The 20945-nt window shown below is 67.2% G+C and carries 21 protein-coding genes and 1 pseudogene; 3 read left to right on the top strand and 19 right to left on the bottom strand.

The window, feature by feature from the left end; all coding sequences use genetic code 11:
* Window positions 1-84: 84 nt before the first annotated feature.
* The 11 genes from CSC76_RS08835 to CSC76_RS08785 form a co-directional block, all read right to left on the bottom strand.
* On the bottom strand, window positions 85-2463 hold the full coding sequence (locus tag CSC76_RS08835; protein WP_162109664.1) for a TonB-dependent receptor domain-containing protein: 2379 nt from the start codon (window positions 2461-2463) through the stop codon (window positions 85-87).
* Window positions 2464-2556: 93 nt separating this feature from the next.
* Entirely contained in the window at window positions 2557-3009 is a 453-nt protein-coding gene (locus tag CSC76_RS08830) for a hypothetical protein (RefSeq protein ID WP_162109663.1), read from the bottom strand.
* A 101-nt stretch (window positions 3010-3110) separates the two neighbouring features.
* Entirely contained in the window at window positions 3111-3797 is a 687-nt protein-coding gene (locus tag CSC76_RS08825; RefSeq protein WP_162109662.1) for a Fe2+-dependent dioxygenase, read from the bottom strand.
* A 64-nt stretch (window positions 3798-3861) separates the two neighbouring features.
* A complete protein-coding gene (locus CSC76_RS08820) occupies window positions 3862-6195 on the bottom strand; it encodes a TonB-dependent receptor (RefSeq protein ID WP_162109661.1) in 2334 nt (777 codons plus the stop codon).
* Window positions 6196-6778: 583 nt separating this feature from the next.
* On the bottom strand, window positions 6779-7111 hold the full coding sequence (locus tag CSC76_RS08815; protein ID WP_162109660.1) for a non-heme iron oxygenase ferredoxin subunit: 333 nt from the start codon (window positions 7109-7111) through the stop codon (window positions 6779-6781).
* Complete coding sequence (locus CSC76_RS08810) at window positions 7108-7647, bottom strand: GNAT family N-acetyltransferase (protein WP_162109659.1); 540 nt, start codon at window positions 7645-7647, stop codon at window positions 7108-7110. Before CSC76_RS08810 ends, CSC76_RS08815 begins: the two co-directional genes overlap by 4 nt.
* A 39-nt stretch (window positions 7648-7686) precedes the next feature.
* Entirely contained in the window at window positions 7687-8934 is a 1248-nt protein-coding gene (locus CSC76_RS08805) for a cysteine desulfurase (protein WP_162109658.1), read from the bottom strand.
* On the bottom strand, window positions 8931-10193 hold the full coding sequence (gene sufD, locus CSC76_RS08800; protein ID WP_162109657.1) for a Fe-S cluster assembly protein SufD: 1263 nt from the start codon (window positions 10191-10193) through the stop codon (window positions 8931-8933). Before sufD ends, CSC76_RS08805 begins: the two co-directional genes overlap by 4 nt.
* Window positions 10193-10957 (bottom strand): Fe-S cluster assembly ATPase SufC, encoded by a 765-nt coding sequence (gene sufC / locus CSC76_RS08795; protein WP_162109656.1) that lies wholly within the window; start codon window positions 10955-10957, stop codon window positions 10193-10195. Before sufC ends, sufD begins: the two co-directional genes overlap by 1 nt.
* Before the next feature lie 175 nt (window positions 10958-11132).
* Window positions 11133-12572 (bottom strand): Fe-S cluster assembly protein SufB, encoded by a 1440-nt coding sequence (gene sufB, locus CSC76_RS08790; protein WP_162109655.1) that lies wholly within the window; start codon window positions 12570-12572, stop codon window positions 11133-11135.
* A 15-nt stretch (window positions 12573-12587) separates the two neighbouring features.
* Complete coding sequence (locus tag CSC76_RS08785; protein ID WP_162109654.1) at window positions 12588-13049, bottom strand: SUF system Fe-S cluster assembly regulator; 462 nt, start codon at window positions 13047-13049, stop codon at window positions 12588-12590.
* 207 nt (window positions 13050-13256) lie between these two features.
* Here CSC76_RS08785 and CSC76_RS08780 point away from each other — a divergent pair, with 207 nt between their 5' ends.
* On the top strand, window positions 13257-13454 hold the full coding sequence (locus CSC76_RS08780) for a hypothetical protein (protein WP_162109653.1): 198 nt from the start codon (window positions 13257-13259) through the stop codon (window positions 13452-13454).
* A gap of 15 nt (window positions 13455-13469) precedes the next feature.
* On the opposite strand, the gene CSC76_RS08775 is transcribed toward CSC76_RS08780, so the two are convergent.
* Window positions 13470-14006, bottom strand: a complete 537-nt coding sequence (locus CSC76_RS08775) for a c-type cytochrome (protein ID WP_162109652.1) — start codon at window positions 14004-14006, stop codon at window positions 13470-13472.
* A gap of 152 nt (window positions 14007-14158) precedes the next feature.
* On the opposite strand from CSC76_RS08775, the gene CSC76_RS08770 reads away from it, so the two are divergent.
* On the top strand, window positions 14159-14632 hold the full coding sequence (locus CSC76_RS08770) for an SET domain-containing protein (protein ID WP_162109651.1): 474 nt from the start codon (window positions 14159-14161) through the stop codon (window positions 14630-14632).
* A 116-nt stretch (window positions 14633-14748) separates the two neighbouring features.
* Window positions 14749-16965: a DUF5916 domain-containing protein gene (locus tag CSC76_RS08765; RefSeq protein WP_162109650.1), complete on the top strand. Its 2217-nt coding sequence runs from the start codon at window positions 14749-14751 to the stop codon at window positions 16963-16965.
* A gap of 75 nt (window positions 16966-17040) precedes the next feature.
* Here CSC76_RS08765 and CSC76_RS08760 read toward each other — a convergent pair whose 3' ends face one another.
* The 7 genes and pseudogenes from CSC76_RS08760 to CSC76_RS08730 all read right to left on the bottom strand — a co-directional run bounded on the left by CSC76_RS08760 (window position 17041) and on the right by CSC76_RS08730 (window position 20746).
* A complete protein-coding gene (locus CSC76_RS08760; protein WP_162109649.1) occupies window positions 17041-17598 on the bottom strand; it encodes a YceB family lipoprotein in 558 nt (185 codons plus the stop codon).
* An 11-nt stretch (window positions 17599-17609) separates the two neighbouring features.
* A complete protein-coding gene (locus CSC76_RS08755) occupies window positions 17610-18182 on the bottom strand; it encodes a DUF1439 domain-containing protein (RefSeq protein ID WP_162109648.1) in 573 nt (190 codons plus the stop codon).
* A 53-nt stretch (window positions 18183-18235) separates the two neighbouring features.
* Window positions 18236-18526: a helix-hairpin-helix domain-containing protein gene (locus CSC76_RS08750; protein ID WP_162109647.1), complete on the bottom strand. Its 291-nt coding sequence runs from the start codon at window positions 18524-18526 to the stop codon at window positions 18236-18238.
* Window positions 18527-18556: 30 nt separating this feature from the next.
* Window positions 18557-18868 (bottom strand): DUF3861 domain-containing protein, encoded by a 312-nt coding sequence (locus CSC76_RS08745; protein WP_238394919.1) that lies wholly within the window; start codon window positions 18866-18868, stop codon window positions 18557-18559.
* Between the two features lie 107 nt (window positions 18869-18975).
* Entirely contained in the window at window positions 18976-19545 is a 570-nt protein-coding gene (locus CSC76_RS08740; RefSeq protein ID WP_162109646.1) for a M23 family metallopeptidase, read from the bottom strand.
* Window positions 19546-19643: 98 nt separating this feature from the next.
* A pseudogene (locus CSC76_RS08735) lies at window positions 19644-20195 on the bottom strand (tellurite resistance TerB family protein); the annotation flags it as partial.
* A gap of 152 nt (window positions 20196-20347) precedes the next feature.
* Window positions 20348-20746: an HU family DNA-binding protein gene (locus tag CSC76_RS08730; RefSeq protein WP_162109645.1), complete on the bottom strand. Its 399-nt coding sequence runs from the start codon at window positions 20744-20746 to the stop codon at window positions 20348-20350.
* Between the last annotated feature and the right edge of the window lie 199 nt (window positions 20747-20945).

Raw genomic sequence — 20945 nt, 5'->3', positions numbered from 1 at the left:
AAGGAACAGGCGGCCATTACATCATGGATGAGAATAACTCTCAATTGAGAGGCGTTCCCACCGGCGCGGGAACGCCCCGACGGCTCAGAAGCTGACGTTGAGGCTCAGCCACAGGTTCCGCGACTTGTCCTTGTTGTTGTAGTCGTCCAGATACGACACCTCGTTGGACGTATAGATGCCGTCGTTGTCGAGGTCGCTGAAGACCGTCTGGAAGGTGGTGAAATCTTCGTCGAGCAGGTTGTTGATGCGGCCCGACACCGCCACATGCTCGTTGAATCGGTACTGCGCGCCCAGATGCAGCACCGTGTAGTCCTGGTAGTCCCGGCGGACCCCGTTGATCGTGTCGCGATAACGCTTGGAGCGGGCTTCGGCGAGCAGCTGCATGCTGAAGCGGTCGGTGGCTTGCCAGTTCAGGCTGGCGTTGGCCATGTGGCGGGCGGTGTTGGTCAGCGGCAGGCCTTTCTGCGCCCCGCTCAGTTGCTCGCTGTCGGTGAAGGTGTAGTTGGCGCGCAGCGACAGGGCCTCCGTGATGCCCCAGCGTCCGGCGACTTCCGCGCCCTGGATGCGCACTTCATCGATGTTGATGTTCTGCGCATACGTCGTATAACCCAGCAGCGCGTAGTCGCCGAGGTTGGCGCATGGGCGCACGCCGCCGGTCTGCTCGCAGCTGAGACTGGTTTCGCCGCGTGCGATCTTGTCGTCGAAGTCGTTGCGGAACACGGTGAGATTGAAGTTGTGCGCGTCGTCCGGCGAGGTCCAGTACAGCGCGATCTCGCTGTTGACGCTGGTCTCGGGCTGCAGGTCCGGGTTGCCCACGAAGGGCGTGGTGCCCTGGCCGCCGAATCCGGTGACGCCGTCGTACAGGTCGGTGGTCTTGGGCGTCTTGAAGCCGGTGCTGACGCCGCCCTTCAACGTCCATGCTGTGCTGATGTCCCACACGGCATAGGCGCGTGGGCTGAGCTGGCTGCCGAACACGCTGTGATCGTCGTGGCGCAGGCCCAGTGTGATGGTCAGTGCATCCAGTGGATTCCAGTTGTCCTCCGCGAACAGCGACCACATCCTGTGCTCCTGGACGGTGCCGCCGCCATCGCCGCCGCCTTCCATGCCGAACACGCCGTCTTCCAGTTCGCCGTCGATCACCTGGCCGCCGACGACGAAGCGGTGCGCCTCGCCGACGGCGAAATCCAGTTTGGCGTCCAGCGTGTACTGGCGGCTTTCCATCGTGCGCTTCGGACGCGGGAGGAAGGTATCCATGGCCAGTTGCTGGCGCTGCGCACGCGTCATTCCGGCATAGGGGCCGGTAGCGCAGGTAACGGCGTTGTTGCAGTAGATGTCCTGGTGCAGCAGCCGCTCGGCAACGGTGAACGGCAGCGTGCGGCCGTGGTTGCCGGTGTCGATGTGCGCAAGCGAGACGAAGCTGTCGCCGAACGCCCACTGACCGTTGTGGGTCACCGACCACTGGTCGCGGGTGAATTCCTGATCGGCCGCATATCCTACCCTTGGCGCCGCGCGCCAGATGCCGTCCAGTCCGTCCACGGTGCCCAACGGATACGTCTCGGTGCCCAGGTTGTTGATGTACGGCGTGTTGTCGTACACCTGCCTGGACGTGTCGTAGTCGAAGATGACGCTCTGGCTGTCCGTCGGCGTCCAGCTCAGCGTGACGCCCGCGCTCTTGTTGGTGTTGTCCACGGTCTTGCCGCCGCCACCGAAGCCCAGTGCCCGCTCGAACACCGTACCGTCCGGCGCGGTGATCGCCTCGTATTCGGGCGTGGACGCGTCCCGCTCGTACCACGAACCGCGCACGCCCAGGCCCAAACGTTCCTTCACCAGCGGCCCCATCAACATGAAGTCGAAGGTGCTGTCGCTTCCGAAATCGCGGTTCTCCTGGATGCCGTGGCCGAGCGTGGCCGAGCCCTGCCAGCGGTCCGACACCTTGCGCGTGATGATGTTGATCACCCCGCCCAGCGCGTCGGCGCCGTACAGGGTGGACGCCGGCCCGCGGATCACTTCGATGCGCTGGATCATGTCCAGCGGCGGAATATGGTTGAACTGGTTGCCGCCGAACGAGTTGGGGTAGATGTCGCCGTGGTTGTTCTGGCGCTTGCCGTCGATCAGTATCAGCGTGTAGTCCGGCCCCATGCCACGGATGCTGATGGTCTTCTGTCCCGTCTTGTCGGAGGTCTCGCCGACATCGACGCCCTCCAGGTCGCGCACGGCGTCGATCAGGGTGATGTAGGGGCGCTGGCGCAGTTCCTCCGCGGAGATCACGCTGATGCTGGCGGGTGCGTCGGTGATCTTCTGTTCGAAACCGGAGGCCGTGACGACAACGGTGTCGAGGGTGCTGACATCGGCGGCGTCGGCCGCGGGCTGCGCGATGGCGGGGGCAGTGGCGACGGACAGCAGGGCGAGGGCAAGGCGGTTGCGACGCAGCGAGGCGCGCACGGACGTACGGATGACGTTCATGGGATCCGGGAAGAAGTGGGCAGCAGGGGCGCGGTCGCGCGGGTGCGCGATCAGCACAAAGCAGCGTCCGGGATCGGACGGGCCGCGAGCGGATCAGGCGACAGGAGGTGCCTGGCCGTGATGCAGGCTCAATGACGGATCCAGGCGTTGCAGGGCGGCAGAGGCGTCCGGCATGCGCGGGTCCGGTTGCGGACCGCCATGCTCACGCCGTGATGAAGACAGGCGCGATGCGGCGTCCCGGATGTGTCCCGGCGCGCGGGTGGTTTTCACCTTCAGGGCAATCAGTCGTGCCTTCTTCGCGGGGAGGTCGCGATGGCGCTCCTCGCGAGCGCCCCCTGCGTGGTCGCGGGACTCGCCTGCGACCAGCGCGGGTGCCGTCTGGGCAGCAGCAACCGCCCGACCCGTGCCGGAAGGGACCGGTGAGTGGAATCCCAGCAGCAGGGACAGCGCGATCACGACGGCCGCGATGCCCGACCGCGACCACCAGGGTGCGCGCGCCGGTCTCGGTGCGTGCAGGCCGATCGGGTTGTCAGGCGGTTGGTTCAAGAAGGTCCCCAGGGCGCGCGCCAGTCCGGCGGGCCGTTACGGGACATTTTAAATGAGAATACTTATCAAGTGCAAACAAGATTGAATCTTGCTTGAGTCCCTCAGGTCTCCGCCCACTGCCTGAGGAGGTTGTGGTACACGCCGGTCAGCTGGACCAGGGCGGCATGTTCGGGCACGTCCACGGTCAGGCGGCGGATGGACAGGTCCAGTTCGAACAGCAGCCGGCGATGACCATCGTCGCGGACCATGCTCTGCATCCAGAAAAACGACGCCACGCGCGCCCCGCGGGTCACAGGCGTCACCTTGTGCAGGCTCGTGCCCGGATACAGCACCATGTGGCCGGCGGGCAGCTTCACGCGCTGTGTGCCGAAGGTGTCCTCGATGACGAGTTCTCCGCCGTCGTAGTCCTCCGGCGCGCTGAGGAACAGCGTGGCCGACAGGTCCGTGCGCACGGGATCGACGCCGCCGCGGCTTCGGTCGTAGCGGACTGCATTGTCCACGTGGTAATCGAACGACTGGCCGCCGTCATAGCGGTTGAACAGGGGCGGATAGATGCGCTTGGGCAGCGCCGCGGAGAAGAAGGTGCTGTTACGCGACAGCGCGTCCAGGATCAGGGCACCGACTTCGCGGGCCGCGGGAGAATCCTCCGGCAGCTGAGCATTGTCCTTGGCCTTGGCCGACTGGTAGCCCGCGGTGATGCGGCCGTGCGCCCAGTCGGCGGCGTCCAACTGCGCGCGGGCCTGCGCGACCTGTTCCGGCGTCAACACCTCGGGTATGGCGAGCAGCATGTCGATGACCTCGAATGGAGCACCTTGTCCATTGTGCATGGACAAGGTGCGAGCGATGCCCGCCTCAGAAGCGGAGCGTGGCCGTCAGCACCGCCGAGCGACCTTCGCCGGGATTGGCCCAGCCGTTGCCGGCGGTGACCACGCCCGCGGCATCGACGGTCAGGTTGTTGCGGATGCCCGTGTAGTACTCCTCGTCAAACAGGTTGCTGACGTTGAGCTGCAGGCCGATCCGTTCGTTGATCTGGTAACCGATCATGGCGCGGTGCACCCAGTAGGCGTCCGTCTTCCGATACACGGCCTCGTTCGCGTTGTTCGGATAGAACGAGCCCTGATAGGTCGTGCCGTAGCCGAAGGTCCAGTCGCCCAGTGCGTAAGTGGTCCACAGGCTGGCCGCGTGGCGCGGCGTCTGGGTCAGTTCGCGGCCCTTGACCGGATCGCTCGCGGCTTCATCCGCCGCGTTCTGAAGTACTTCGCTGTCAAGGAAGGTGTAGTTGGCGAACACTGCCCACTCACGCGTGATGTTGCCGGCCATGCCCAGCGCAAGACCGTCCACGCGCGCCTTGCCATCCAGTACCTGCTCGGGCTGCAGCGGATCGGCGCTGGCCACCTTGTAGTTCCGGCGCTCGTTGCGGAACAGTGCCGCGGTCAGGGCAAGGCGGTTCTCCAGCACGTCCCACTTGGTGCCCAGTTCGACGTTGACCGCGGTTTCGGGATCCACGTTGCACGTGTTGGCGTTGCAGGCGCCGTTGACCGAGGTCTTCGATGGCGTCTTGCTGTTGGCGTACGACAGGTAGACGCTGGCGTTGTCGGCCGGCTTGTAGACCACGCCTGCGCGGTAGGAGAACAGATCCTCTTCGTTCTCGAAGCGGTTGGTTACACCGGTGATCCGGCCTTCGGTCACGCCATAGGTCACCGTATCGCCTTCGTTGTGTTCGTAACGCGCGCCCAGGTTCAGCAGCCACCGGTCATTGAACTTCAACGTATCGAACACGTATACCGCCTGGTTGTCCAAGCTGCCCTCGGTGTGGCCGGTACGGACGAAATTCCTGGGACCGGTCCACACGTTGTAGGGATTGTCGAGGTCCTGCAGCGGATAGCTGCTGTTGTCGTTGGCGAGTTCGCTGCCGTCTGCATTGCGGAAGCCGGAGCCGCTGTCGAGCTCGAAATCCTCCTTGCTGAACGATACGCCGGCCACCACATCGTGGCGTACCGCACCCGTGTCGAAACCGAACGACAGGTCCGTCTGGCTGTGCGCGATGAAGTTCTCCGTATCGCGGACAAAACCGCGAGGCCCGCCGGTCGGAGACCATGTGCCCGGCGGCTGGACGGTGCCGGCCGGCACGCCCGGACCGACAGGCAGGGTCGCGCAGGCACCTCCCGTATAGGGATTGGTGCCGTTTGCCAGGCACCAGCTGCCCTGCAGTGCGGTGGCATTCGTGTACTGCTCCACGCGCTGCAGGCGCCCAAGGGAGCGCAGACTCACGTGATCGCCGAAGTCCATCTCCAGTACGCCGGTCAGCATGTCGACATCGCTTTCCTGGCGCGACGTGTTCCGGTAACCGAAGTACGTTTCGCGATCAACGCCGGGCAGTGGGCCGTCGTTGAATGGGCTCAGCGCGAACGGCACGCCGTACTGCGGCATGTTGTTGTCGTGCTGGTGCAGGTAACTCAGCGTGAAGCGGGTATCGGAACCCAGGCCGAACGCGATCGACGGCGCGAAGCCCCAGCGGTGCTTGAACTCCTCGTCGCGGCCCGGGACATCCTGGGTATGCCCCATCGCATTCAGGCGCACGGCGACGCCGTTCTCGAAGTCGAAGTTGCTGTCGGCCGTCACGCGGCCGTACTTGTCGGATCCTGCGCCCACGGTGAAGGTGTTGAAGTCGCCTTCGCGCGCGGTCTTGCTGACCAGGTTGATGTTGCCGCCGACGGAGCCGGCGCCTGACATAGCGGAATTGGCGCCGTTGATCAGTTCGATCGACTCCAGATTGAACGTGTCGCTGCGCGTGTACTGCGCGCTGTCGCGTACCCCGTCGGTGGTGATGTCGCTGCTGGCGGTGAAGCCGCGCAGGTTGATGCTGTCGCCATACCCTCCGCCGCCTTCGCCTGCGCCGAAGGTGATGCCGGGCAGCGTGCTGAGTACGTCCTTCAGGCCCAGCAGGTTCTGCTGCGCCATGACCTCGCTGGTCACCACGGTAATGGTCTGCGGCGTGTCCACCAACGCCTCGGTGTACTTCGGCGAGCTGGCTTTCTGCACGCGTTCACCGTGTACTTCCACGGTGTCCAGTTCCTTTGCCTGCATGGCGGCATCGGCGGGGGCATCGCCGGTGGGAGCGGCCATGGCCGGGGCCGTGATGGCGAGGAGCAGGGCAGCGGTCAGCGGGGATGGGCGGAAGTTCATAGGCATCCTTGGTGTGCTTGAGCGGATGACCCGGTGGCGAAGGCTACGGGACGGAGAGGGAACGGGTCCGTGTCTTGCGCACGGCGTTCGGTGTGTCGGCGAAACGAGGCGTCACGCGACGGCGCACGGCGCCGCAGGAAATCAGCGGGGAGGACCGCAGCCGCGATAGGCGGGGGGGCGCGCACGCGGATCGTCGTGCATCGAGAAGGCGGGGTATCGCCCTTGGAGGGGACACCGCGGCGCGGATGCGCGTACATGGCCCGTCGCCGGCTCGGAGTCGGCAGGCAGGGGCAAGGCGTCGTGGTCGGCGTCGTGATCACGCGCGGTCAGCTCGAAGGCCTCGCTTGCCGGGACAACGCGGGTCAGGGCCGGGGTGTCGTCGACGGGCCGTACCGTCGTAGCGTGGAGCCCGCCCGCGAACAGCGTCACGCATGCCAGCAGCAGGCAGACGACGGTCGACAGGACGGGGTGGGGGACGCGCGGCACCGGAGCCTCGAAGAGACGGGCTGCGGCGATCTGCCGCAGGGTGCGACAGGATAATGAGAATGATTTGCGATTACAACAGAATGTTCACATTCCGCGTTCAGTCCCGGTCGTCCCGTGTCCAGATGCCGCCATGCTCCAGCCGCACCGGAAACTTCGCTACCGGCGAGTAGGCCGGCGCGCACAGGGCACGGCCATCGCGGACATCGAAACGTGCCCCGTGCAGGACGCATTCGATGCTGGCGTCCGCCGGATCGAAGTGGCCGGAGGACAGTTCGAAGTCCTCATGGCTGCACTTGTCTTCCAGGGCATAGAGATCGCCGTCGTGGTTGAGGACCACGATGGGCGTGCCGGTGACCTCGTCGAACACGGTTTTCAGCTCGCCGGGCAACAGCTCGCCTGCGGCGCATACGAACGTCCAGGTCTCGCTCATGCGGCGGCTCCCGTCAGCGGTTTCTCCAGGATCTCGAAGCGCAGGTCCGCGCGCTTGGGAATGCCGTAACGCTCGTCGCCGTAGGGGAAGGGCTTCTTGATGCCCGTGCGCGCGTAGCCGCGGCGTTCATAGAACGCGATCAGTTCGTCCCGGATGTCGATCACGGTCATGCGCATGGTCGGCAGCTGCCACTCCTCGCGCGCGATGCGTTCGGCCTCGGCCAGCATGGCCTTGCCCACGCCGCCGCCCTGCAGGTCGGGGCGTACCGAGAACATGCCGAAGTAGCCCGCGCCGTCCTCCTCGGCCACGTGCGCGCATGCCAGCATTTCGCCGGCACGCTCTGCAACCAGAATGCGGCTGCGCTCGCGGCCGATGTCGCGCGCGAGGACATCGGGGTCGATGCGCTGGCCGTCCAGCAGGTCGGCTTCCGTCGTCCAGCCCTGCCGGCTGACGTCACCGCGGTAGGCGGACGTGACCAGGGCGACGAGGGCCGGGATGTCGGCGTGGTTGGCGGGGCGGAAGCTGAGGGTATCCATGCCGTCCATTGTAGGGCGGCTGCGGGCATGCCCGCAGGGTTACGCCAGCAGGGCGTGCGCCTTTTTCAGGGCGGCGATGAAGGCGTCCACTTCCTCATGCGTGTTGTAGAAGGCGAACGAGGCCCGCAGCGTGGCGGCTATGCCGTAGAACTGCAGCAGCGGGTGTGCGCAGTGCTGGCCGGAACGGACGGCGACGCCTTCCAGGTCCAGCAGCGTGGCCAGGTCGTGCGCGTGCGCCCCTTCGATCAGGAACGAGATCACTGCCGCCTTGTCCGGCGCGCGGCCGACGATGCGCAGGCCGTCGATCCGGTCCAGTTCCTCGGTGGCGTGCGCCAACAGTTCGGCCTCGCGGGCCTCCACGTTCGCCATGCCCAGCGCGTCCAGGTAGTCCACGGCCGCGCCCAGCCCGATGAAACCGGCGATGTTGGGCGTGCCGGCTTCGAACTTGTGCGGCGGGTCGTTGAACACCGTGCCGTCGAAGCTCACTTCCTTGATCATCTCGCCGCCGCCGATGAACGGCGGCATGGCCTGCAGGTGTTCCTTGCGCGCCCATAGCGCGCCGGTCCCGGTGGGGCCGCACATCTTGTGGCCGGTGAACGCGTAGAAATCGCAGCCGATCGCGGCGATATCGACCGCGCGGTGCGGCACCGCCTGCGAGCCGTCCACCACGGTGACGATGCCGCGCTTGCGTGCCTCGCGGCAGATCTCGCGCACCGGATTGACCGTCCCCAGCACGTTGGAGGTGTGAGTGATCGCCAGCAGCTTCACGTCGCTGGTCATGGCGGCGTGCAGCGCGTCCAGGTCGAGCGTGCCGTCGGCGTGGATCTCCGCGACCTTGATCGTCGCGCCGGTGCGCTGGGCCACGAGTTGCCACGGCACGATGTTGGCGTGGTGCTCCATGCGCGACACCAGGATGGTGTCGCCGGCCTTCAGGCGCGGCAGCGCCCACGAGTACGCCACCAGGTTGATCGCGAACGTGGTGCCGCTGCACAGCACCAGTTCGTCCGGCCGCACGTTGAGGAAGCGCGCCAGCCTCTTGCGTGCGCGTTCGTACGCATCCGTCGCTTCGGTGCCCAGCGTGTGCACGGCACGGCTGACGTTGGCGTTGTGCTGGCGGTAGAAGTCATCGACCGTCTGGATCACCGATGCCGGCTTCTGGCCCGTGTTGGCGCTGTCCAGATAGATCAGCGGCTTGCCATTCACCTGCCGTGCGAGCAGCGGGAAGTCCTCGCGCACGCGCGCCCAGTCGATCGCGGTGCGGGCACCGGACAGGGCCTCGCGGTTCATGGTGCCTCCAGCGCCGCCAGCGCGGTGTCCACCCGGGCGAGCAGGGCTTCGCGCACGCCGGCATGCGCGATGACGCCCAGCGGTTCGCGGCAGAACGCGGTGGTGAGCAGCTGCCGGGCTTCGGTCTGCGTCAACCCGCGCGAGCGCAGGTAGAACAGGGCATTGGCATCGAGCTGGCCGACCGTCGCGCCATGGGCGGCCTTCACTTCGTCGGCGTGGATCTCCAGCACGGGCTGGGTATCGATCTCGGCGTTGTCCGACAGCAGCAGGTTCTTGTTCGACAGCGCTGCATCAGTGCCGTCCGCACCCTCGCGGATCAGGATGCCGCCATGGAAGACCGCGCGTCCACGGCCTGCGCCGAGCCCGCGCCAGGTCAGTTCGCAGGCGGTGTCCCGGCCGATATGGTCGATGCCCAGGCGGGGATCGACATGCCGGCGCCCGCCGGCCAGCAGCACGCCGTTCGCCGTCAGGCGCGCGTTGTCGCCTTCCAGGCGTACGTTGAGCTCGTGGCGCGACAGCGCGGCGCCCAGCTCCAGGTCGACGCGCCGGTAGTCGGCATCGCGCGCGAGTACCGCGTCGGTACGCAGCAGCGAGGTGGCGCGCTCGCTGTCGCTCTGGATGCGCGCGTGCGAGAGGGTCGCCCCCTTCGCCAGGTGCACGTGGCTCAGGGCGTTGATGAAGTGCGCGTGCGGCGTGGCAGCGAAGTGGTGTTCCACCACGGTCAACGCGGCGCCTGCGCGCAGTTCGATCAGGTTGCGCAGATGCCAGGCGCGGTCGGCGCCGTCCTCGGTGCCGATGAAGACCAGATGCAGCGGCTGCTCGCTCCGCACGTCGGCCTCGGCGCGCAGCAGCAGGCCTTCGGTCGCCAGCGCGGCGTTGAGCCGGGCGAAGACTTCGTCGGTGCGCTCGAAACGACGCTGCAGGAAGCGCGCCGCGTCGCCGCCCTCCGCCAGTGCCTCGGACAACAGCTGCAGGCTGACGCCGTCCGGCAGGTCGGTGGTCAGGGACAGCGCGACCGAGTAGCGGCCGTTGACGAACACCGCGCGCGGCGCCGGGATATCGGCCAGCAGCATCGGGTCCAGCGACGGCAGCGCCTCGACAGCGGCGAAGCTGCGACGTTCGAGTTGCCGCAGCGAGGTGTACTTCCACGCCTCGGTGCGCGGGCCGGGCAGGCCGTCGCGCAACGCCTCGTCGAGCGCAGCGCGGCGTGCGGGATCGCCGTGGAAGGTGGCGGACAGGGAATCCAGCAACGCGCTCATCAGGCGGCCTGCTCCGGTGCCACCCGGTCCTTGATCCACGCATAGCCGTGCTGTTCCAGCTCAAGCGCCAGCTCCGGGCCGCCGGTCTCGACGATGCGGCCGCCGGCCAGCACGTGCACCACGTCCGGCTTGATGTAGTCGAGCAGGCGCTGGTAGTGGGTGATGACCACGAACGCGCGGTCCGGCGAGCGCAGCGCATTGACGCCGTCGGCCACGTTCTTCAGCGCGTCGATGTCCAGGCCGCTGTCGGTCTCGTCCAGGATCGCCAGCTTCGGTTCCAGCACGGCGAGCTGGAAGATCTCGTTGCGCTTCTTCTCGCCGCCGCTGAAGCCTTCGTTTACGCCGCGGTGGAGCAGTTCGTCCTTCAGGTGCAGCACGGCCAGCTTCTCGCGCACCAGCTTGAGGAACTGCATGGAATCCAGCTCCGACTCGCCGCGCGCCTTGCGCTGGGCATTGAGCGCCGCGCGCAGGAAGTAGGTGTTGTTCACGCCCGGGATCTCGACCGGGTACTGGAACGCCAGGAACACGCCGGCGGCGGCGCGCTCTTCCGGTGCCAGGTCCAGCAGCGGCTCGCCGTCGAACTCGACGCTGCCGGCGGTGACCTCATAGCCCTCGCGGCCGGCCAGGATGTTGCCGAGCGTGGACTTGCCGGCGCCGTTGGGCCCCATGATGGCGTGCACTTCGCCCGGCTTCACCTCCAGCGAGAGGCCCTTGAGGATGTCCTTGCCGGCGACGCTGGCGTGGAGGTTGTCGATCTTGAGCATGTTCGTTTCCGTTTGATTCTTTCGAGCCCCTCTCCCAGCGGCGACCAAAGGAAGTCCCGTGGGAGAGAGGGGTTGGGGTGAGGGGCGATGGAGTCCAGATGTTTGAGAGCGCCGGACTTCGTTGCCCCTCATCCGCCCTACGGGCACCTTCTCCCGACGGGAGAAGGGAAAAGCCTTATCCCACGCTGCCTTCCAGCGAAACCTCCAGCAGCTTCTTGGCTTCCACCGCGAACTCCATCGGCAGTTCGCGGAAGACCTGCTTGCAGAAGCCGTCGACGATCATGCTGACGGCGTCTTCCTGGCCGATGCCGCGCGCGCGGCAGTAGAACAGCTGGTCGTCGCTGATCTTGGAGGTGGTGGCCTCGTGTTCCAGCGTCGCGGTGGGGTTCTTCACCTCGATGTAGGGGAAAGTGTGCGCGCCGCACTTCTTGCCGATCAACAGGCTGTCGCACTGGGTGTAGTTGCGCGCGCCATCGGCGTTGCGGTCCACCTTCACCAGGCCGCGGTAGGTGTTCTGGCCGCGGCCGGCGCTGATGCCCTTGCTGACGATCTTGGACTTGGTGCGCTTGCCGATGTGGATCATCTTGGTGCCGGTGTCGGCCTGCTGGCGATGGTGGGTCAGCGCCACCGAGTGGAACTCGCCCACGGAGGCGTCGCCCAGCAGCACGCAGGACGGGTACTTCCAGGGGATCGCCGAGCCGGTTTCCACCTGCGTCCACGTCACCTTGCTGCGGTCGCCCCGGCATTCGGCGCGCTTGGTGACGAAATTGTAGATGCCGCCACGGCCTTCCTCGTCGCCCGGGTACCAGTTCTGCACTGTCGAGTACTTGATCTCGGCGTCTTCCAGCGCGACCAGCTCGACGACCGCGGCGTGCAGCTGGTTCTCGTCGCGCATCGGTGCGGTGCAGCCTTCCAGGTACGAGACGTAGGCCTTGTCCTCGCAGACGATCAGCGTGCGCTCGAACTGGCCGGTGTGGCCGGCATTGATGCGGAAGTAGGTGCTCAGTTCCATCGGGCAGCGTACGCCCCTGGGGATGAATACGAAGCTGCCGTCGGAGAACACCGCCGAGTTCAGCGCGGCGAAATAGTTGTCGCCCACCGGCACCACGGTGCCCAGGTATTGCTTCACCAGTTCGGGATGCTCCTGGATCGCCTCGGACATCGAGCAGAAGATGATGCCCTTCTCGGCCAGTTCCTTGCGGAAGGTGGTGCCGACGGACACGGAATCGAACCCCGCGTCCACCGCCACGCCGGCCAGCTTGGCGCGCTCGTGCAGCGGCACGCCCAGCTTGTCGTAGGTGTCCAGCAGTTCCTGCGGCACCTCGTCCAGCGAGGCGTACTTCGCCTTCGGCGCGCTGTAGTAGCTGATGGCCTGGAAATCGATGGGGCCTATCTTCAGCTTGGCCCAGTGCGGCGCCGGCATGGTCAGCCAGTGACGGTAGGCGGCCAGGCGCCATTCGGTCATCCACTCCGGTTCGTTCTTCTTCGCCGACAGGGCGCGGACGACGTCCTCGTCCAGGCCGGGCGGCAGCGAATCGGATTCGATGTCGGTGATGAAGCCGGCGTCGTAGCGACGTCCCAGCTGTTCCAGGATTTCAGCATTCTCGGTGGCCATGGGGCTGCCTGCGGTTCAGCGGGTGGCGACCTGCACGGCGATGGGGCGCCTGCGCATGTCGTCGGAAGAGGAGGGGGGCGGGGCGATCATCTGCGCCAGCGTGAAGCCGCGCAGGGCGTCTGCCACCACATCATTGATCAGGCGCCAGTTGGCGCGCGCGCCGCACTGGTGGGCGATGCCGCAGTGGCTTTCGCTCTGGCTGCATTCGGTCATCGCGAGTGGCCCTTCCATGGCCTCGACGATCTGGATCAGGCTGATGTCGGCCGCTTCGCGGCTCAGGCGGTAGCCGCCGTGCACGCCGCGCAGGCCTTCCACCAGCCCGGCCTGCGCCAGCGGTTTCAGCACCTTGCTCACGGTCGGCGTCTCCAGGCCGGAATGCTCGGCCAGGTCGGACGCACTGAGGATCTCGCCCGGCCGGGCGGCGAGCACGGTCAGGACGACGGTGGCGTAGTCGGTCAGCTTGGTGACGCGGAGCATGGGGCGGGGGAATCCATAAAACGTACCGAAATTGTACGCTTTTGGTCCGCCGGGCTCAAATGCGGGGGTTTCCCCCGTTTAGGCGGGCGCCGCGCGGCTGACGAATGTCACCCGCGAAGGCTGACGGCTTGGACTGATGCGGCCGCCGGCGCGCAGGGAAGATGGCCATCGTCCACTCCGGACGGTCTCTTTCCCAGGATTGCCTCCATGAACACCACCCACGCTTCTTCCGCTTCCACGCCATCGGGTCACGGCCTGGACCAGAGGTTCGTCTGGCGCGTGCTGCTCGCCATTGGCGGCGTATACCTGGCCGTGAAGCTGTTTCGCGGACTTGGCCAGTTGTTCTGGACCGTGTTCGGTCTGGCACTGGGCTTCTTCTGGATGTTCGACGGCCGCCTCGGATGAGGCGGCCCCAAGGCTTCAGTGGGCCGCAGGCGCATCTGCCGGCGGGGTCGGCAGCACCAGGCCCAGGTACGGCGCCGGCGGCGTCTGGCCCGGCGGCAGGGCCTCGGGCGCGGGCTGGCCGGCAGCGCCCAGCGAATGGATGAAGCGGTAGATCGCGCGACGGTCTTCCTCGGTCATCGCGCGCACGGCGAAGTCCGGCATCATCGGTCGGGTACGCAGGTTGGCGCTGTATTCCAGCCATTGCGCTTCGGTCAGCTGCTGCATGCGCAGGCGCAGGTTGCTCGGATACGTGGTGCCCCACGGACCATGGAAACCCATCGGCGAACCCACCAGCCAGCCCGCCTTGTCGGTCGTGCCGCCGGATTCGGCATAACCGGGCGTGTGGCAGTCGTTGCAGCCGGTTGTCCGCACCAGGTATTCGCCCCGGGCCAGAAGGTCGGTGTCGCTGGGCGTGGACGGCGGCAGACGCGAGGTGGTCCGGGTTTCGGAGGGCTGGCAGGCGGACAGGCCCAGGCACAGGGCGGTGGCGAACAGGAACGGGTGGGCGCGCATGGAGGGGGTCGCAATGAGGGGAACGGGCATCGAACGCGCCGCCCTGCGCGGACCGGCCACGCGTCCGAGCGGAGGCGTTCAGGCAACGGAAAGTTGGGAAACGCCGCGCGTTGGGCGAGAATCGTCCCTCCTCCCTCCCGCCGGACCCCCGCATGCCCCGCAAGATCGAAGCCCGCCAATCCGACATCCACGGCAACGGCGTGTTCGCCATCGCCCCGATCGAGAAGGGCGAGCGGGTGGTGGAATACAAGGGCAAGCGACGCACGCACGAGGAAGTGGACGCCGACGACACCGGCGACGTGGACTCCGGCCACACCTTCCTGTTCACGCTCAACGACGAGTACGTGATCGACGCCAACCACAAGGGCAACAAGGCGCGCTGGATCAACCACAGCTGCGATCCCAACTGCGAAGCGGTGATCGAAGAGCACGACGGCAAGAACCGCAAGAAGGACAAGGTGTTCATCGAGGCCATCCGCGCCATCAAGCCCGGCGAGGAGCTGACCTACAACTACGGCATCACCCTGGACGAGCCGCATACCGCGCGCCTGAAGAAGATCTGGGCGTGCCGGTGCGGTAGCAAGAAGTGCACGGGCACGATGCTGCAGCCCAAGAAAGGGCGCTGATCTCCACTTGGCACGGATGCCGCAGGAAGCCGGAAGGTTGAAATGACCGAAGGCAGGTGTGGCGACCGTGCCGCGCGGCTAACGTGCGCGCACCGGACCCACCCCCGATCCCCATGATGCTTACCCGATTCGCCGGCGCGCTTGCGCTGGTCCTGCCGTGTGCCGCGGTGCAGGCCGTCGAGATCGACGGCCGCATCCACTCCGCCGAGTGGCAGGACGCGCATCACGTCGCCGACTTCCGCAAGACCCAGCCGCTGACCGGCGAACCCGGTTCGCTCGCCACCGAGGCCTGGGTGCTCGCCACGCCGGATGGCCTGGCCATCGCGTTCCGCAACGCCCAGCCGCCCGACGTGCCCCGCACGCGGCAGAAGGTGCAGCGCGACTTCGACGAGCAGGTCGACCGCGTCAATGCCTTCGTCGATTTCGACGGCGACGGGCGCACCGGCTACGCCTTCACCGTCAGTTCCACCGGCGGCATCGCCGACGAGATCATCACCAACGAGAACCAGTTCAGCGACGACTGGGACGGCCAGTGGCGGCATGCGGTGGCCGAGGACGAACAGGGCTGGTCGGTCGAAATGCTGATCCCGTGGCACACCGCGCCCATGCGCGACGGCACGGACGGCCAGCGCACGTTGAAGGTGTTCCTGGCGCGCGTGATCGGCTCCACCGGCGAGCGCATGGCGTGGCCGCAGGCGAGCTTCGAGCGTCCGCGCTTCCTGTCGGACTTCGCGCCGATCACCGTTGCGCGGTACGACCAGTCGTTGCTCGCCATCACGCCCTACGTGTCCGGCCTGTACGACAACGTCGGCGGCGGCAGCGATTTCAACGGCGGCGCGGACATCTTCTGGAAGCCGAATGGCCGCTTCCAGCTGTCGGCCACGGTCAATCCCGACTTCGGCCAGGTGGAAGCGGACGACCTGGTGGTGAACTTCAGCGCCACCGAGACCTTCATCAGCGACAAGCGTCCGTTCTTCACCGAGAATCAGGGCATCTTCGAACTGACCACGCCGTCGGACGACAGCCAGCAGCTTTACACGCGTCGTGTGGGCAGCACCGGCGACATCACGGCGGCGGTCAAGTTGAACGGCAGCCTGGGCCGGGTGAACTACGGCCTGTTCTCCGCCGACGAGGATGGCGCTACCGGCCGCCGTTACCACGCGGTGCGGCTGGTACGCGATTTCGACATGCAGAATCTGGGCGCCATGCTGACCCGCGTCGACGATCCCTGGCGCGACCGCGAGGCCACCGTGCTCGGCGTGGACCACAACTGGCGGCCGAGCGCGCGCTGGAACGTCCGCACGCGCCTGCTGGGCAGCCGCATCGACCAGGCCGGCGACGCGCTGCAGGACTACGGCGCCACCGTCTGGGCCGACTACGAGATGGACCACGGCTGGCGCCAGCAGTGGATCGCCATGCACTTCGGCAACGACCTGCAGCTCAACGACTTCGGCTACCTGTCGCGCAACAGCACCAACTACCTGCACTGGGAAGTGCGCAGGCGGTTCACCGGCCTTCCGGAGGCGTCGCGCTATTCGTCCAAGGATTGGCGCTGGCGCGTCAGCAGCAACCACAACAACCACGGCGAGAAGCTCAACGACCAGTTCCGGATGAGCCGCGAAGGCCAGCTGCGCGACGGCAGCTACGAGTATGCGCAGATCAACGTCAACAGTGCAGGGATCAGCGATACGTTGCTGCGCGGCAACGGTATCGTGCGTCTGCCGGCGAACTTGAATGCATATTTCGAGTACGAGCGTCCGCGCAAGGGCAACTGGGCGCACGAGGTCGAGGTCGAGGCCTTCGGCGGCGGCCTGGCGGGCAACCGCAAGCTGGGTTCGGCCTTCTGGTATGGGGCCACGTATTTCATCAACGACGCCTTCAGCCTCAACGCGGGTCTGAACCTCGTCAGGCGCCCGGACTGGCTGATCTGGCAGGGGGCCGCGCAAGGCGACCTGGTGGGCGCGTTCGACGGTCGCGAGACGACGCTGCGCGCCGGCCTGGACTGGAACATCGACCCGCGGCAGGAGCTTCGCGTGAAGCTGGAGGCGATCGCCATCAGTGCGCGGGCGCACGATGCGTGGCGCTTCGATGCGGCCGGGCATGCGGTGGCGGCCAGCGACACGGTCGAGGACTTCCAGGTGCGCAACCTCGGTTTCCAGGTGCGCTACCGCTACGAACTCGCGCCGCTGTCCTACCTGTACGTGGTGTACGCCCGCGGCGGCTACGAGCAACTGGCCGGGACGGAAGGCTCCGACGAGGCACTGCGCGACAGTTTCAGCCTGCGCAACGACGAGCAGCTGATCGTGAAGCTGAGCTACCGCTTCGAACTGTAGCGGCACCGCCCGGCGGCCAGGCAATGCCACGCGCCTGGCCATCGAACGGCCTGGCGCCGTAGAGCGGCGCCGGGCTCAGCGTGCCGCGTCCACCGGCAACTGCAGTTCCACGTGCCCGTCGCGGATCCGCAGCGAATCGGCCGTCAGCGTGCCGGGCACCTGCGCGAGGTCCTCGGCGCTCAACCGGTACAGCGGGCGGGTGCGGGCGTACTCGCGGATCAGGTCCTGCAGTACGTCGCGCGAACCGGGCAGGCCGCGCCCGCCCGCAGCGGAGCCCAGGTGTTCCAGGTGCGGATCCACCAGGTGCAGGCCGCGCGTGCCGGGGTCGTAGCGCAGGCCGCTGCTGACGACTACGTTGCCGTACTCCAAGCGCTCGCCCGTTGCCAGGGCGATGTCGTAATTCATCTGCAGGTGCACGCGCTCGCCGGGCTGCGGGATGCTGATGTCGGGATCGCTCAGGGTCAACGATGCGAAGCCTTCCAGCAGCGACTCTTCCAGCGGAAAGCCGGCGCGCGCGGCGCTCTGCAGCTGTCCCGCATCGAACCGCAGTACGGCAGGCGTGGCCGCGGATGCCAGCAGGGGCGCGGCGAGGAAAGCGAGCAGCGCAAGGCGGGCCAGAAGCGGCTTCATCATCGTGTCGCCTCTCATTGCAGGGGGATGACCACGCGGCCATCCTCGATCTGAGGGTTGCCGATCTGCTTGCTGGCCGGCAGGCGGCGCAGTACGTCGCTCTCGATCCTGTAGACCGGCTCGCTGCGCGCGTACTCCTGCAGCACGGTATTGACCAGCTGGCGGGTACCGCCGGGCATCAGCGAGCCCGCGCCGGGCACGGCCACGGAGAGTATTTCCGGGTTGTCCAGATGCAGGCCACGGGTGGCAGGGTCGTAGCGCAGGCGGCTGGCCAGCGCGGAGTGCCCGCGGCTGCCATCGCGCGCGCCCAGCGCGCTCACGCCGATGTCGAAGTCCAGGCGCAGCCGGTCGTCGCCGGTGGGAATGCTCAGGCGCGGGTTGGTCAGTGTGGCGGACACCAGGCCGCCGAGCTTGTCGAACTCGCGCGGGAAGCTCTGGTTGAGGTAGCGCTGCAACTGCGGCTGGGGGAAGTTGATCTGGTTGCCCAGCAGGCCGGTGACCGCATTGAGCGTGCTGCAGCCCGCCAGTGCGAGCGTGGCGCCGGCGGCAAGGGCGAGGGTGAAGAACTGGCGTCGGGTGCGGCGCATGGCAGGCTCCGGAAGGCGTCGGCGCACCATAGCCGGGCATGCCTGTCCGGACGCTAACCGGCGTGGTCGGCGAAATGGCGCTTGCGTTCGGCGGTGTAGCGCCACCATGGCGTGGCCGGGCCACCTTCCATGAAGCGCACGGCGGCGATGAAGCAGTCGCACAGGCAGGGGTCGTGGCGCTGGCCGGTGGCAGCGTTCACCCGTTCGTACAGGGCATACGGGTCCTGGCGCACCAGCGCCTGTGGCGTGGCGATCCCGATGCCGCGTAGGTCGCCTGCGATGGAGGGCCCGATGTTGGGGATGTCCTCGAGGGTGGCGGCTTCGGCGGCATGGCGGGCCTTCATCGTGCGGAGGTTATCCTCGCGACGTCGCGCTCAGCCGGCGTCGCGACCGCGCTCCTTCAGCGAACGGATGAACTCGCCCATGTGCGGGCGCAGGGGTGCGAACAGGTCGTCGGCGTCCTTGCGGTGGTCGAGCATCAGCCCGCTCAGCAGCTTGGTGCCCACGACCAGCGCGGCGCGCTCGTCGCCGCTGAGGCCGCGCTGGCGCTGGATGTTCTCGAGAATGCGCATCCAGTCGTCATGGCAGGCGTGTTCGAATTCGATGGTGCAGCGGCCATTGCACTGCAGGCCATCGTCCTCGATGGGCGTGACGGTGATGCGGTAGCGGTGGGTGTCGTTGGGCATGGGGGCGTGCGCTGGTGGCGCGGTGGGGACCATGGCCAAGATAGGCGCGCCCGGCAGCCCTAACGAGGGGGCGCGCCGTGATGGACTGTTCCGCCGGCCGGCGTGGTTCAGCGAACGGTCGTGGACGTGGCGCCGGCCCGGAACAGCGGCAGGGGATCGTAGGCGCCCTGCGCGCCGTAGATGCCGTAGTGCAGGTGCGGCGGCGTCCCGCGCGCATTGCCCGACGTGCCGATGAAACCCAGCACGTCGCCCGCGCGGATCACCTGGCCGGTGGCCAGGCCAGGCGCCCAGTCGTCGAGGTGCGCGTAGTAGTGCCGCTCGCGACCCGGTCCCAGGACCCACACCTGGCGGCCCCCCAGGCCGCTGTCGCGGATGGCGACGACGATACCGCGCGTGGCGCTGCGCACGGGCGTGCCGCGCGCGGCGAAGATGTCCACGCCCTGATGCGTGCGGTCCGCACCGCGTGGCGCGCCGAACGTGTCGGCGATCTGCCGCGCACGCACGCCGTCCACCGGTACCGGCAAGGCGTCGGGCGGCGATGCGCGCGAGATGTCCCACCACATGCGCGGCGACGCCATGAACGGTCGGCTCCATGCCCATGCGAGCAGGAGGCCGAGCAATGACAGCGTGAGCAACCACCAGGCGATGCGTCGCCCGCGGCGCGCGGCAGGCCGCATGTGGCGGGGCAGGGCAGTGCCGGCGGCTGTGGCTGCGCCAGCTGGCGCTCCAACTGCGCCTTCAGCGATGGCTCGAGCCGCAGTTGCTTAGCCAGCTCGTCCAGATAGGCGCGTTCCATGAAATTCTGCTCGTCGGCCACCATCAGGCTGGCCAGGTACATCTCCGCGGCGATCTCCGGTGTGCTGCCGGCGCGCGCGACTTCCGCCGGGTCCAGCGGCTTCTCGAGTTCGGCGTGCAGCCACTGCTGCAGTTCGCCATCGGTGCCGATGCGCGAGAACTCGCCTTCGATCACTTCGCGTTCGCGCGCGTCGATATGGCCATCCGCCTTGGCGGCTGCCACCAGCGCCTTCAGGATCGCCTGGCTGTGCAGTTCCGCCTGCGGCGGCGGCAGCCGGTCCACGGTCTGCGGTCCCGCGCCCGCCGCGAAACCGCCCTGCTGCTGCTTGTAGTCGTTATAGGCGCGGTAGGCCATCACGCCGATCGCCGCCAGGCCGCCATAGGTGGCCAGCTTGCGCGAGGTCTTGTTCTTGCCCAGCAGCAGGCCCAGCGCGCCGCCGGTGATGGCGCCCTTGCCGAAGTCGGCATTGAGCACGCTGCCGTTGCCGCTGGAGGATTTGAGCAGGTGGTCGAGGAAACCCTGGATCTTCATGCGTGGTGCGCCTTGTTCGGAAGGGACACTCCGGACCTGCGGGCAGCGGCATGCGATCACAAGGGGTGACCTCCGGCAGGGGCCGTACCGGCGGGCAAAAAAAAACGGGACGGCCAAGCCGTCCCGTTCGGGTCACACGAGGTGCGCGGCGATCAGGCCGCGGCGTCCTTCAGCTTCTTCAGCGGACGCACCTTGACCTTCACCGAGGCGGGCTTGGCGGCGAACCACTGCTCTTCCTTGGTGAACGGGTTGATGCCCTTGCGCTTCGGCTTGGCCGGCACGTTGACGGCGGTGATCTTCAGCAGGCCCGGCAGGGTGAAGGCGCCGGCGCCCTTCTTGTTGATGGACGCATGCACGGCGCTTTCCAGCGAGGCCAGCACGGCGCGGACGTCCTTGGCGGCCACGGCGGTGGCTTCGGCGATGTGGGCGACGAGGCCCGACTTGCTCAGCGCTTCCTTGATTGGCTTCGGCGCGGCCGGCTTGGCGGCGGCCTTCGGTGCAGCTTTCTTGGCGGCCTTCTTCGGCGCGGCCTTCTTGGTGCTCTTTGCCATGTGTCCTGTCTCTACGGTCGAGTGGTTGGGTAATCGGGCCGATCGCGTCGGCATGCGAAATGTAGGGCAAAGAACTGGCGGCGCCAAGAGCGTAAAGGCCCCAAAACGCCTTTTTTTTCGGTTTTTTCTTGTTTCGCCTCCGCCGCACGTCGGAAATCGCCGGCGCCGCGACCGAAACGGCGGACGATCATGCACCGGA

It is taken from the genome of Pseudoxanthomonas mexicana, assembly GCF_010093385.1.
Classification (GTDB): Bacteria; Pseudomonadota; Gammaproteobacteria; order Xanthomonadales; family Xanthomonadaceae; genus Pseudoxanthomonas_A; species Pseudoxanthomonas_A mexicana.
Note: the sequence above shows the minus strand (reverse complement) of the source record. Positions and strands in the feature narration are given on the sequence as shown.